This is a genomic window from Streptomyces sp. NPDC006207, assembly GCF_040613835.1.
In the GTDB taxonomy this organism is placed as follows: Bacteria; Actinomycetota; Actinomycetes; order Streptomycetales; family Streptomycetaceae; genus Actinacidiphila.
The window spans coordinates 167322-180565 of the sequence record NZ_JBEXSX010000002.1 but is presented as its reverse complement, the minus strand read 5'-3'; the positions used below and the strand labels follow the sequence as shown (position 1 = coordinate 180565).

The 13244-nt window shown below is 72.4% G+C and carries 11 protein-coding genes; 6 read left to right on the top strand and 5 right to left on the bottom strand.

The features are described from left to right. Window positions 1–380: 380 nt before the first annotated feature. From ABZ312_RS02260 to ABZ312_RS02250, 3 genes are all read left to right on the top strand, one after another. A complete protein-coding gene (locus tag ABZ312_RS02260; protein WP_500436256.1) occupies window positions 381–3536 on the top strand; it encodes a sacsin N-terminal ATP-binding-like domain-containing protein in 3156 nt (1051 codons plus the stop codon). A 197-nt stretch (window positions 3537–3733) separates the two neighbouring features. Next, on the top strand, window positions 3734–4567 hold the full coding sequence (locus ABZ312_RS02255; protein WP_500330354.1) for a calcium-binding protein: 834 nt from the start codon (window positions 3734–3736) through the stop codon (window positions 4565–4567). A 180-nt stretch (window positions 4568–4747) separates the two neighbouring features. Then, the gene (locus tag ABZ312_RS02250) at window positions 4748–5503 is read left to right on the top strand and encodes a calcium-binding protein (RefSeq protein WP_500436212.1); all 756 of its coding nucleotides are present in this window, start codon (window positions 4748–4750) and stop codon (window positions 5501–5503) included. Window positions 5504–5533: 30 nt separating this feature from the next. On the opposite strand, the gene ABZ312_RS02245 is transcribed toward ABZ312_RS02250, so the two are convergent. Both ABZ312_RS02245 and ABZ312_RS02240 read right to left on the bottom strand, forming a co-directional pair. Beyond that, the gene (locus tag ABZ312_RS02245) at window positions 5534–7957 is read right to left on the bottom strand and encodes an HAD-IC family P-type ATPase (RefSeq protein ID WP_500330351.1); all 2424 of its coding nucleotides are present in this window, start codon (window positions 7955–7957) and stop codon (window positions 5534–5536) included. Window positions 7958–8116: 159 nt separating this feature from the next. Beyond that, entirely contained in the window at window positions 8117–8401 is a 285-nt protein-coding gene (locus tag ABZ312_RS02240) for a DUF2530 domain-containing protein (RefSeq protein ID WP_499512469.1), read from the bottom strand. 148 nt (window positions 8402–8549) lie between these two features. Here ABZ312_RS02240 and ABZ312_RS02235 point away from each other — a divergent pair, with 148 nt between their 5' ends. Beyond that, on the top strand, window positions 8550–10010 hold the full coding sequence (locus ABZ312_RS02235) for an NCS2 family permease (protein WP_500330347.1): 1461 nt from the start codon (window positions 8550–8552) through the stop codon (window positions 10008–10010). On the opposite strand, the gene ABZ312_RS02230 is transcribed toward ABZ312_RS02235, so the two are convergent. Further along, complete coding sequence (locus ABZ312_RS02230; protein ID WP_500330345.1) at window positions 9980–10189, bottom strand: ribbon-helix-helix protein, CopG family; 210 nt, start codon at window positions 10187–10189, stop codon at window positions 9980–9982. The genes ABZ312_RS02235 and ABZ312_RS02230 overlap by 31 nt on opposite strands. 205 nt (window positions 10190–10394) lie before the next feature. On the opposite strand from ABZ312_RS02230, the gene ABZ312_RS02225 reads away from it, so the two are divergent. Next, complete coding sequence (locus ABZ312_RS02225) at window positions 10395–10787, top strand: MarR family transcriptional regulator (protein WP_499516868.1); 393 nt, start codon at window positions 10395–10397, stop codon at window positions 10785–10787. Between the two features lie 18 nt (window positions 10788–10805). Further along, the gene (locus ABZ312_RS02220) at window positions 10806–12263 is read left to right on the top strand and encodes an MFS transporter (RefSeq protein ID WP_500330343.1); all 1458 of its coding nucleotides are present in this window, start codon (window positions 10806–10808) and stop codon (window positions 12261–12263) included. A 24-nt stretch (window positions 12264–12287) separates the two neighbouring features. Here the strand turns inward: ABZ312_RS02220 and ABZ312_RS02215 are convergent, their stop codons facing one another. After that, the gene (locus ABZ312_RS02215) at window positions 12288–12677 is read right to left on the bottom strand and encodes a hypothetical protein (RefSeq protein WP_500330342.1); all 390 of its coding nucleotides are present in this window, start codon (window positions 12675–12677) and stop codon (window positions 12288–12290) included. Window positions 12678–12828: 151 nt separating this feature from the next. Beyond that, on the bottom strand, window positions 12829–13236 hold the full coding sequence (locus tag ABZ312_RS02210; protein WP_500330340.1) for a winged helix-turn-helix transcriptional regulator: 408 nt from the start codon (window positions 13234–13236) through the stop codon (window positions 12829–12831). Window positions 13237–13244 lie beyond the last annotated feature (8 nt).

Below are 13244 nucleotides of genomic sequence, written 5' to 3'. Positions count from 1 at the left end.
GGGGCCGCTGTGCGCGGGTGAGGGTGCCATCCCGGCGGGGGAATGCGGCCACCTTGCCGGCCGACGCCCGCGCCCGGGTTGCGCGGGCTGCTGTCCGGGCGCTCCGGTCGAGGGGTGGGTCACCGGTGACGGCTGCCGTTTCCCGGCCGGGAGCTCGGCCCACGTTGCCGGCTCCGCCGGCGGCCGATGTCCGGGGCCGAGCAGAGCCTGGGGCGGCCCACCGCAGGGGGTACCGTGGCCGGCCCGGCCCGCGCGGGGCGGCGTCCCCCGGGGCGGGCGCGTGCGGGACGACCGGGCGACAGCCCACGCGGTAGCGTCACTCGCACAGGGCAGGGCATGCGACACCGCGTGAGGGAGAAGACGACGTGAGCGGGACCGCGATGGACCGGGGCGCAGATCCGTTCGGGACCGCACGGCTGCGGCGGGCCGTGCTGGACGCGTGGGCCGCGTCGCCCGCCCGGTTCCGGGAGGACGCCAACGCGGAGGAGGACCTCGCGCTCGGCGGCTACCGCGACCGTCTCGTCGTCGAGCTGGCCCAGAACGCCGCCGACGCGGCGACCCGTGCGGGGGTGACCGGCCGCCTGCGGCTGACCCTGCGCGAGGGGGTGCTCGCCGCCGCGAACACCGGGGCCCACCTGGACGCCGCGGGCGTGGAGTCCCTGTCGACGCTGCGCGCCAGCTCCAAGCGCGAGGAGGGCGCCCTGGCCGTCGGCCGCTTCGGCGTCGGGTTCTCCGCCGTGCTCGCGGTCAGCGACGAGCCCGCGATCCTCAGCCGCAGCGGCGGCGTCCGCTGGTCGCTGGCCGAGGCCCGCGACCTCGCGCGGGAGACCGGTGGGCGCTCCCCGGGGCTCACCGACGAACTGCGCCGCCGGGACGGCCACGTACCGCTGCTGCGGCTGCCGCTGCCCGCCGAGGGCACCGCCCCGGACGGCTACGACACGTGCGTCGTGCTGCCGCTGCGCGACGGCGCCGCCGCGGACCTCGCGGCGAGCCTGCTCGCCGCGATCGACGACGCGCTGCTGCTGTCCCTGCCCGGCCTGACCGAGGTGGTCGTGGAGACGCCCGAGGGGGTACGGACCCTGAGCCGGCGTCAGGAGGACGGGCTGACCGTCGTCGTGGACAGCGCCGGCGGCACCACCCGCTGGCGCACCGTGAGCGACGCGGGCCCGCTGGAGGCGGCGCTGCTGAGCGACCGCCCGGTCGAGGAGCGGCTGCGCCCGGTGTGGTCGGTGACCTGGGCCGTCCCGGTGGGCCAGGACGGCGCGCCCGAGCGGCCGCGGACGGCGCTCTTCGTGCACGCCCCGACGCCGACGGACGAGCCGCTGGGGCTGCCCGCGCTGCTCATCGCCTCGCTGCCGCTGGACCCGAGCCGGCGCCACGCCGCACCCGGCGCCCTCACCGACTTCCTGGTCGCGCGGGCGGCCGAGCTCTACGTACGGCTGCTGGCGGACTGGCGACCGGTGAGCACGGGCATCGTGGACCTGGTACCCGGCCCGCTCGGCAAGGGCGAGCTGGACGCGCAACTGCGCCGCCACGTGCAGGAGCGGCTGCCGCGCACCGCCTTCCTGCCGCGCGCCGCCGACGTCACGGGCACGGACGGCGAGGACGAACTGCCGCCCGCGCTGCGCCCGGTGGAGGCCGAGGTCGTCGAGGGCACCGGCGCGGAGACCGTGCGCGTGCTGGCGGAGGTCTTCCCGACGCTGCTGCCCCCCGGGCTGGAGCGCCGCCCCGAACTGCGCGTCCTCGGGGTGGCCCGGCTGCCGCTGGGCGACGCGATCGACCGGCTCGCCGGGGTGGAGCGCCCCGCGGACTGGTGGCACCGCCTGTACGACTCGCTGGCCGGCACCGACCCGGACCGGCTGAGCGGGCTGCCCGTGCCGCTGGCCGACCGGCGTACCGTCGTCGGACCGCGCCAGGTGCTGCTGCCGCTCCCCGAGATGGACAGCGTCTACGCCGAGGGGGCCGCCCCCGTCAGCACCGGGCTGCCCGCCGCCTCGGAGCTGGCCCGGCTGGGCCTGAAGGTCGCCGACCCGGCGGCCGCGCACCCGCTGCTGGAGAAGCTCGGGGCCACCCCGGCGACCCCGCGCGCCGTCCTCACCACCCCGCAGGTGCGCGCGGCGGTGGCCGCGTCCCTGGACGCCGACGAGGCCTGGGACGAGGACGCGCCCGCGCTGGACGCGGAGGAACTGGCCGAGGTCGTCCTGGGCCTGGTCCGGGCCGCGAACCTCGCCCCCGGCGACGAGCCGTGGCTGGCCGCCCTCGCCCTCACCGACGATGAGGGCGAGCTCGCCCCCGCCGGTGAACTGGTGCTGCCGGGCAGTGCCTTCGAGCAGGTCATCCGGGAGGGGGAGCTCGGCTCCGTCGACGAGGACCTGGCCGCCCGCTGGGGCGAGCAACCGCTGACCGCGGTCGGCGTGCTCGCCACCTTCGCCTTGGTACGGGCCACCGACGTGGTGCTCGACCCGGACGAGCTGGAGCCGCGCGAGAGCGACTGGGCCGAGCCGGACGACGCCGGACTGCTCGACGCGGTCGACGTGTGGTGCGAGGACGTCCTCGACCAACTGCCGGACACCGACGTGCCGCCGGTCGCCACCGAGATCGTCGCCGTGCGCGACCTCGACCTCGTCGCCGACGACGCATGGCCGCAGGCGCTGGCCATGCTCTCCGTGCCGCCGCTGCGCGACGCGGTCACCCAGCCGGTGCGGGTCCTGCTGCCCGACGGCACCACGGAGTCGGTACGGCCCTACACCGCCTGGTGGCTGCGCGACCACCCGGTCCTCGACGGCCGCCGCCCGGTCGGCCTGCGCGCGGCCGGCGGCGACCCGCTGCTCGACGGGCTGTACGAGGACGCCGAGGCCGGCGCCGTGGACGACCAGGTGCTGCGCGCCCTGGGCGTGCGCACGTCCGTCACGGCCCTGCTGGACGAGCCGGGCGGCGCCGCCGAACTGCTCGCCCGGCTCGCCGACCCGGGCTCCACGGTCACCCCGGCCCAACTGCACCGGCTGTACTCGGAACTGGGCACCCTCGAACCCGAGCAGGTCACCCTCCCCGACGAGCTGCGGGCCGTCGTCGACGGCCACGAGCCGCGCGTGGTCGACGCCGGGGACGCCCTCGTCGCGGACGCGCCCGACCTGCTCCCGCTCACCGCAGGACTGCCCCTGCTCCCGGTCCCGCCGGTCCGCGCCGCGGCGCTGGCCGAGCTGTTCCAGGTGCGCCGGCTCAGCGAGGCCCTCGATGCCCCGGTCGTCTCCGAGGGCGAGCCGCACGATGTCGCGGACGCGGTCCGCGAGCTGCTCCCGGGCGCCCCCCTGTCGTACGTCGAGCACGAGGAACTGCTGGTCAGTGCGGCTGACGGCAGCACCGTCGAGCTCGACTGGCGGTGGATCGACGGCACCTTGCACGCCGCCACGCTGGAGGGCGTCGCCGCCGGCCTGTCGTGGGCGGCCGGCGCCTGGCAGCGCCGCTTCGAGGTGGCCGCCCTGCTGGAGGACCCGACCCGCACGGAGGAGCTGGCCCGCGACCGCTGGTTCGACTGAGCGACTGAGCGGCTGAGCGGCTGAGCGGCTGAGCGGCTGGGTGGCGACGGACCGAGTGGCCGTCGTCACACAGGGAGATATGTCGAAAGCATTTCCGCTGGATGACTGTTCGCGCGTACTCTCTTCCTCTCACCATTCGAGACGCCTCGTCCGGGGGAGTTCGACGGGCGTCCTCTTCATCTGGGGGATTCTCAAGCATGCGTATTCGCGCCACCGTGGCGGCCGTTTCCGGCGCCCTGGCCCTCGCTTCGCTGGCAGTCCCGGCCGCGCAGGCCTCCGACAAGCCGGCCGCCACTGCCCTGTCGACCTTCGCCAAGGCGGGGGCGGACGAGTCCGTGGGTGACACCAAGATCACCAAGGTCGTCGTCAACGGCGGCAAGGACATCGTCCTCGGGACGAGCAACAAGAAGACGGTCTCCGTCGCGGTGACCGCCACCGACCCGGCCGGCATCGACGGCGGCGTGGCGTTCCTCTGGCACGGTTCGTCGTTCACCGACGACGGCATCGACGGCGGCCTCTTCCCGCCCACGGACTACGCCGCCTGCACCGTGGTCAACGCCACCACCTCCACCTGCAAGGTCAGCATCACCATCGACCCCAAGGCGGACCTCTACAAGAACGCGCTCGCCGGCTCCTGGAAGGTGTACGCCGTGGTCGGCGGCAAGGACGGCGACTACGTAGAGAAGGAGATCGCCGGCACCGCGAAGATCAAGCGCAACACCGAGCTGACGGTCAACGCCACGCCGGAGCCGGTGAAGAAGGGCAAGACCATCACCGTGACCGGCAAGCTCACCCGGGCCAACTGGGAGACCCACAAGTACGCCGGCTACACGGGCCAGTCCGTGCAGCTGCAGTTCCGCAAGAAGGGCACCACCGCGTACACCACGGTCAAGACCGTCAAGTCCAGCAGCACCGGTGCCCTGAAGACCACCGTCAAGGCGTCCGTGGACGGCTACTGGCGCTACAACTTCGTCACCACCTCGCTCAGCGGCGCGTCCGTCTCCACGGCCGACTTCGTCGACGTGAAGTAACCCCACCCGCACCACCCACCGGGCGCCGGGCCCCCTCAGCGGGGGCCCGGCGCCTCGTGCTTGCGCCCACCCGCCCTTGACCGGGCCTTGAACCGCCCATTCCCCGGTGATCTGTAGGCTGCCACCGCCATTCGGCATTCACCTGGGGATTCTTCCCCTCGTTCCACTCAGTGGGGACACATGCGCATACGTACTGCCGTGATCGTGCTGGGCACGGCCGCGGCTCTCTCGGCCCTCGCCGTACCGTCCGCCAACGCGGACGAGGCCCAAGGCGACACGGCCATCACCAAGGTCGTCGTCAACGGCGGCAAGCCGATCGTCGTCGGCACGAGCGACAAGAAGATCTCGTACACCATCAGCGGCAGCGACAGCAGCGGCCTCGCCTACGGCGGCGCCTTCCTGTGGCGCGGCACCAGCCTGGACGCGCCGAGCGGCGTCACCGGCTTCGGCGAGACGGAGACCTGCTCCGCCACCGCGTGCACCGTCACCGCCACAGTCAGCCCCAAGCTCGACGAGCTGCCCAGCTCCCAGGCCGGCACCTGGAACGTCCTCGCCGAACTGGACGGCACGGACGGGGACATCCGGGAACTCGACAAGGGGACCACGATCAAGGTGCTGCGCGGTTCGCACCTGACCGTGAACGCCACGCCCGAGCCGGTGAAGAAGGGTAAGGCGATCACCGTCACCGGCACCCTGACCCGGGCCAACTGGGACACGCTCAAGTACGGCGGCTACGCGAGCCAGTCCGTGCAACTGCAGTTCCGCAAGAAGGGCTCGACCACCTACACCACGGTCAAGACCGTCAAGTCCGGTAGCACCGGCGCCCTGAAGACCACCGTCAAGGCCTCGGTGGACGGCTACTGGCGCTACGCCTTCGGCACCAACGCCACCACCGGCGGGACCGCGGCCACGGCCGACTACGTCGACGTCCGGTAGCACCCGTCGCACCCCGGGCGCCGGGTCCCCTCAGCGGGGGCCCGGCGCCCGCTGTTGCTCCGGTGGGGCGTCGTCGTCCAGGCGGCGGACGCGGCGCCAGACCACTTCCAGCAGCGCTGCGGCCGCCACCGCCACGACGACGGCCGTCCAGGGGCCCTGCGTGCCGACCAGCCGGAGGGCGAAGAACTCCTGCAGCCACGGGGTGACCAGGACGACCAGGAATCCCGCGCCCATGGTGAGGACCAGGGCGATCCGCCACCAGGTGTAGGGACGTGCGACGAGCGCCAGCACCCACATCGCGATCAGGAAGAGGGTCAGCGTCGCGGCGCTGGTCTCCGCCTCCAGCGCGCCGGCGCCGCGGTAGTGGTGGCGGGCGAGCATGTACGTCACGAAGGTGGCGACGCCCGCGATCACCCCGGCGGGCAGGGAGTAGCGCATGACCCGGCGCACGAAGAGCGGCTTGGCCCGCTCCTTGTTGGGGGCCAGGGCGAGGAAGAAGGCGGGGACGCCGATGGTCAGCGTGGACAGCAGCGTCAGGTGCCGGGGCAGGAACGGGTAGGGCGCGTGCCAGATGATCACCAGCAGGGCGAGCAGCACCGAGTAGACGGTCTTGGTGAGGAAGAGCGTCGCGACGCGGGTGATGTTGCCGATGACCCGGCGGCCCTCGGCCACGACCGACGGGAGCGCCGAGAAGCTGTTGTCGAGCAGCACGATCTGCGCGACCGCCCGGGTCGCCTCGGAGCCGGAGCCCATGGCGACGCCGATGTCGGCGTCCTTGAGGGCGAGGACGTCGTTGACGCCGTCCCCGGTCATCGCCACGTTGTGGCCGCCGGACTGGAGCGCGCCCACCATCTCCCGCTTCTGCTGCGGGGTGACCCGGCCGAAGACCGTGCCCCGGTCGAGCTCGGCCGCCATCTGCGTGCGCTCGGCCGGCAGCCTGCGGGCGTCGACCGTCCGCTCGGCCCCCGCCAGCCCCAGCTTCCCGGCGACGGCGCCGACGGAGACCGCGTTGTCGCCGGAGATGACCTTGGCGTGCACGTCCTGCTCGGCGAAGTAGCGCAGGGTGTCGGCGGCGTCGGGACGCAGCCGCTGCTCCAGGACGACCAGCGCTGCCGGGTTGGCCGAGGCGCCCACCGCCGGGTCGCCCAGCTCCTTCCCCGTCCGGGCGAGCAGCAGCACCCGCAGGCCCTGGGCGTTGAGGTCGTCGATCGCGCCGAGCGCCCGGTCGCCCGCGGGGAGCAGTACGTCGGGGGCGCCGAGCAGCCAGGCGCTGCGCTCACCGCCGGGCTCGGTGAAGGCCGCGCCGCTGTACTTGCGGGCGGAGGAGAAGGGCAGCGCGTCGGTGACGTGCCAGCCGTCGTCCGGGGCGGGGAAGGCCGCGGCGACGGCGGCCAGGGTGGGGTTGGGGCGCGGGTCGGCGGAGCTGACCGCGCCGAGCACCTGCCGGATGTACGCCTCGGGGACACCGTCCAGCATCCGCAGCTCCGCGACGTCCATCCCGCCCTCGGTGAGGGTGCCGGTCTTGTCCAGGCACACCACGTCCACCCGGGCCAGCCCCTCGATCGCGGGCAGTTCCTGGACGAGGCACTGTTTTCGGCCCAGCCGGATCACGCCGATCGCGAAGGCCACCGAGGTGAGCAGGACCAGCCCCTCGGGCACCATCGGGACGATGCCGCCCACCATGCGGCGGACCGCCTCGCGCCAGTCGTCGCCCTCCAGGACGAGCTGGCTGACGATCAGGCCGATCGCGGTGGGGACCATCATCCACGTGACGTACTTGAGGATCTGGCTGATGCCGCTGCGCAGTTCGGAGTGGACGAGGGTGAAGCGGCTCGCCTCCTCGGCGAGTTGCGCCGCGTAGGCCTCCCGGCCGACCTTGGTCGCGGTGAAGGACCCGCCGCCCGCGACGACGAAGCTGCCGGACATCACGGGGTCGCCGGGGCGCTTGACGACGGGGTCGGCCTCGCCGGTGAGCAGCGACTCGTCGACCTCCAGGTTGTCGGCCTCGGCCACCTCGCCGTCGACCACCACCTTGTCCCCCGGCCCGAGTTCGACGAGGTCGCCGAGGACGATCCCGGAGGTGGAGACCTGGGTGGCGACCCCGTCACGGCGCACGGTGGGTTTCGCCTCGCCGATCACGGCGAGTCCGTCCAGGGTCTTCTTGGCGCGCCACTCCTGGAAGATGCCGATCCCGGTGTTCGCGATGATGACGAAGCCGAAGAGGCCGTCCTGGATCGGGCCGACCACCAGGATGATCAGGAACAGCACGCCGATGATCGCGTTGAAGCGGGTGAACACGTTCGCGCTGACGATCTCGGCCAAGGAACGCGAGGAACGCACCGGGACGTCGTTGACCTCGCCCCGCGCGATCCGCTCCGCCACCTGGGCGGCGGTCAGTCCGCCGGGCGTCGCCGGTCGCACCCCGGCCGCCTCCCGCTGCGTGCGTTCCGTCATGGCTTCGACGGTACGTGGGGGGCGGCGCCGACGGCGCGGCGGGCCGTCGCTCTCGGGGACATCTCCGGGGCGCCGTACGACCGGGGGCGTAGCCGCCGGGGGTAGGGATCCGGAGCCGGAGACCGGGGATCCGGGCCCGCGGAACCCGCGGGCCCCGGCTCAGTCCTGTGCGGCGTCCTCCGCGGCGCGGGAGCGCCGGATGGCGTCCCGGCGGGCGCGCACGTACCAGAGGCCGATGAGCCCGAGGCCGCCGCCGGCCAGGCAGGTCCAGATCCACCAGGCGTGGCCGTGGTCGGCGTACCAGCCGTAGAAGGGGAGCTGGACGAGGAAGAGCGCGAACCAGATGACCGTCCCGACGGTGACGGTCGCGACGTCGTTTGCCTCCAGAGGTGCCGGCGCCTCGCGCAACCCGGTCGTCCCCTTGCTGTGGCTGCTGCTGCTCATACCGCACAGCGTACCCAGTGGTCCCGGGAGGTCTACGCGCGGAGATAGCGTTTGGGACGCTCATATGTTCATACTGAAACGGTCCGAGACTGGCCGGTTTCAGTCGTACGAACCTCCAAAAGCTCCCGCCCCCCACGCAAGGACCCGCATGTCCCCGTCGACCACCGCCAAGGTCGTGCCCAGTTCCCCGACCCCGCCCCCGGCGGCCGCCCACGGCGCGCTCGACCGGTTCTTCCGGATCACCGAGCGGGGGTCCTCGGTCCCCCGGGAGATCCGCGGAGGTCTGGCCACCTTCTTCGCGATGGCCTACATCATCGTCCTGAACCCGATCATCCTCAGCTCGGGCGTGGACAAGTACGGCCACCACCTCGACGGCGGCCAGCTGGTCACCGCCACCGTCGTGACCGCCGCCTTCACCACCCTGCTCATGGGCGTCATCGGCAACGTGCCGATCGCGCTGGCGGCGGGTCTGGGCGTCAACAGCATCGTCGCGCTCCAGCTCGCGCCGAAGATGAGCTGGCCGGACGCGATGGGCATGGTGGTCCTCGCCGGTCTCGCGATCATGGTGCTGGTCGCCACGGGCCTGCGGGAGCGGGTGATGAGCGCGGTGCCGCTCGGCCTGCGCAAGGCGATCGCCATCGGCATCGGCCTGTTCATCGTGCTGATCGGCCTGGTCGACTCCGGCTTCGTGACCCGCATCCCGGACGCCGCGCACACCACCGTCCCGCTGCAGCTGGGCGCGGGCGGCCACCTGACCGGCTGGCCGGTGCTGATCTTCATCCTCGGTGTGCTGCTGACCCTCGGGCTGATCATCCGGAAGGTGCCCGGCGCCATCCTGATCAGCATCGTCGCGATGACCGTTCTCGCGCTCGTCGTCGACGCGGTGGCGAACGTCAAGGACACCGCCTGGGGCCTGACCGTCCCGCAGTGGCCCGGCAACCCGGTCGCGACCCCCGACTTCGGGCTGATCGGCAAGGTGAGCCTGTTCGGCGGCTTCCAGGAGGTCGGTGTGCTCACCGGCATCCTCTTCGTCTTCACCGTGCTGTTGAGCTGCTTCTTCGACGCGATGGGCACCATCCTCGGCGTCAGCGACGAGGCGCACCTGCTGGACTCCAAGGGCGACCTGCCCGGGATGAGCCGGGTGCTGATGGTGGACGGCATCGCCACCGCCGCCGGTGGCTTCACCTCGTGCTCGGCCAACACCTGCTACGCGGAGTCCACCGCCGGTGCCGGCGAGGGCGCGCGCACGGGCCTCGCCTCGATCGCCACCGGTCTGCTCTTCGTCGTCGCGCTGTTCTTCGCGCCGCTGGCCACCATGGTCCCGGCCCAGGCGGCCACCCCCGCGCTCGTCGCGGTGGGCTTCCTGATCATGGCGGGCAGCATCCGGGAGATCGACTGGAGCGACTACACGATCTCCATCCCGGCGTTCCTGACGATGCTGCTCATGCCGTTCACCTACTCGATCACCAACGGCATCGGCATCGGGTTCATCACCTTCTGCGTGCTGCGACTGGTGGCGGGGCGCGGCCGCGAGGTGCCGTCCGCGCTCTACGCGGTGTCGGCGGTCTTCGCCTTCTACTACCTGATGCCGGCGCTCGGCCTGACGTAACCGGCCGTGTAGAACTGCTCGGTCTCGTCGACGGAGGCCTTGAGCCTCTCGTCGAAGTCATCGCGAATGAGCGTCCGGACGATGTAGTCCTGGACGCTCATTCCGCGTTTGGCGGCGTGAGCCTGGAGACGGTCCAGCAGGTCCCCGTCTATGCGCATGCTGAGCACTCTCGAAGCCATGGCCCAAGGGTCCGGCGGGCCCCTCGGGGCATGCGTCGTTTTCGGGGCGGAACTCACCCGGATGGGTGACTTCCTTGACGAATGCGTTTGGACGCGGCACGGCTGCGGCAATTTTACTTAGCATAGGTAATGAGCTAATCTAACGAACGTGACCGAACTGTCCGAGGACGACCGCTCAGCGGTGAACACGCTGCGCGGAGCCGTGATGCGGCTCTCCCGCCGACTGCGCCACCACCGGGTCGACGAGTCGCTGAGCCCGACGGAGATGTCCGTGCTGGGCACCCTCGCGCGCTGCGGATCCGCCACCCCCGGGGAGCTGGCCCGCAAGGAGCACGTACAGCCGCCGTCCATGACGCGGATCGTCGCCATGCTCGAGTCCAAGGGCCTGGTGCACCGGGACCCGCACCCGGACGACCGGCGCCAGGTCGTCGTCCGGCAGACCGAGCAGGCGGAGGCGATGCTCGAGGAGAGCCGGGCCCGGCGCAACGCGTTCCTGGCCGAACTCATGGCCACCCTCACGGAGGAGGAACGCGCCGTGCTCCGGGAGGCGGCGCCCGTCCTGGAGAAGCTCGCTCACGCCGACGCAAGGAACCGATGACGAGGAGGCGAGACCGGATTGAGTTCGGCAGCCGCATCACAGGCCGCACCCGAACCGAACATCCCTGAGGGGACCGGACCGGCCGGCACCGCCGACCCGGCCGATCTTCCCACCCCGGCGGGCGCCGACGCCGCCGCGGGGGCCGCCGGACCGCCCGGGACCCCCGGCACCGGCCGCCCCGCCGCGCCGCCGGCGCCCGGCGGCATGTTCAGCTCGCTCCGCAACCGCAACTACCGGCTCTTCGCCGGTGGGGCGATCGTCTCCAACACCGGCACCTGGATGTCGCGCATCGCGCAGGACTGGCTGGTGCTGAGCCTGACCGGGTCCTCCTTCGCCGTCGGCATCACGACCGCACTGCAGTTCCTGCCCATGCTGCTCTTCGGGCTCTACGGCGGCGTCATCGCCGACCGCTACCCCAAGCGCCGCACCCTGCTGGCCACCCAGGCGGCCATGGGCCTGCTGGGCCTCGCCCTGGCCGCGCTGACCCTCAGCGGAGCCGTCCAGGTCTGGCACGTGTACGCCATCGCCTTCGGGCTCGGCATGGTCACCGTCGTCGACAACCCCAGCCGGCAGGCGTTCGTCGTCGAGATGGTCGGCCCGGCCGACGTCCGCAACGCGGTCTCCCTGAACTCCGCGAACTTCCAGAGCGCCCGCCTCATCGGCCCCGCCGTCGCGGGCGCGCTGATCACCGCGGTCGGCAGCGGCTGGGCCTTCCTCTTCAACGGCCTGTCCTTCCTGGCGCCGCTCGCCGGACTGCTGCTCATGCGCCGTTCCGAGCTGTACGAGGTGCCCACCGCGCCGCGCGGCAAGGGCCAGCTGCGCGAGGGCCTGCGCTACGTCGCCGGACGGCCCGAGCTGATCTGGCCCATCGTGCTGGTCGGCTTCATCGGCACCTTCGCGTACAACTTCCCGATCTGGCTCACCGCCTTCGCCGACCACGTCTTCCACGGCGACGCCGGGATGTACGGCCTGTTCAACTCGGTGCTCGCGGTCGGCTCCGTCGTCGGCGCGCTGCTGGCGGCCCGGCGCGGCAGCACCCGGCTGCGGCTGCTGGTCGGCGCGGCGCTCGGGTTCGGCCTGCTGGAGGTCGTGGCGGCACTGGCGCCGACGTACTGGATCTTCCTGGCGCTCATGCTGCCGATCGGCATCTTCGGCCTGACCTTCAACACCACCGCCAACGCCAGCGTCCAGCTCGCGACCGACCCCGCCATGCGGGGCCGCGTCATGAGCCTGTTCATGATGGTCTTCGTGGGCGGCACACCGCTGGGCGGCCCGCTCGTCGGCTGGATCACCGACGTCTTCGGGGCCCGGACCGGCTTCCTGGCCGGCGGCCTGGTCGCCGCGGTGGCGGCGGCCTGCGTCGGACTCTTCCTGGCCCGGCTGGGCGGTCTGCGGCTCAAGATCGACCTGCACCGCGGCAAGGACCACAAGCTGATCGAGTTCGTGCCGCGGGAGTCGGAGTCGGTGGCCGCCTGAGCACGGCACGGGCCGGACGAACGGTCAGGCGGTCCCGGGGACCCGGCGCCGGTTGCGGAACTGCCGCATCAGCTCGGCCCACACCAGCAGGCCGGTCACCGGGGCGGTGGCCGCGAAGAGCATGTGCACGTAGTCCTCGCCCAGGCTCGACGAAGCCCACAGGCTCCACGCCAGTGCGGCCGCCACGCCCACCGCGGTCAGGAACCACGAGGGCAGTTCGCGGCGGTCGTCGACGATCGCCGCGGCCGTGCCCAGCCCGCCGCCGATCACCAGTCCCATGACCAGGACGGCGCGGGTCCAGTCAGGGGCACCGATGACGTCCTGCAGCACGGGTTTCGTGTGCAGCTGGCGGTAGGTGATCAGCAGGCTGGCGACGTAGACGGTCACCAACGTCCCCAGGCTGAGCGCTCTCACCAGCTGACCGAGCGCACCGCGCTCCCCACCGGGCATGATGTCCCCCCGCTGCCGGAAGTAGGCCGAAACGGCCGGTAACGGCTCTACAGAATGCCCGAAAACGGATGAACGGCACAGGGGATCGGCGAAACCGGGGCGGCCCCCGGCCGCCTCAGGACGTGCGCGCTCCGGCGTCGTAGCGCTCGCGGGCCTCGACGACCTCCTCGATGTGCTCCTCCGCCCAGTCCTTCACAGCGGAGAACAGCACGGCCAGGCTCTCGCCCAGCGGCGTCAGCGCGTAGTCCACCCGCACGGGCACGGACGGCGTGACGGTCCGTGCGACCAGTCCGTCCCGCTCCAGGGTGCGCAGCGTCTGCGTGAGCATCTTCTGGCTGACGCCCGCGATGCGGCGGCCCAGGTCGCTGTAACGCTGCGGCCCGTCCTTGAGCGCGGCCATGAGCAGGCCGGCCCACTTGTCGCTGATCCGGATGAGCAACTGGTTCGTCGGGCAGCCCTTCATGAACGCGTTGTAAGCCACGCGTGCCTCCTCGCGCCGCTGGGACGCGGTGGTCGTCGCCATGGGGGCTC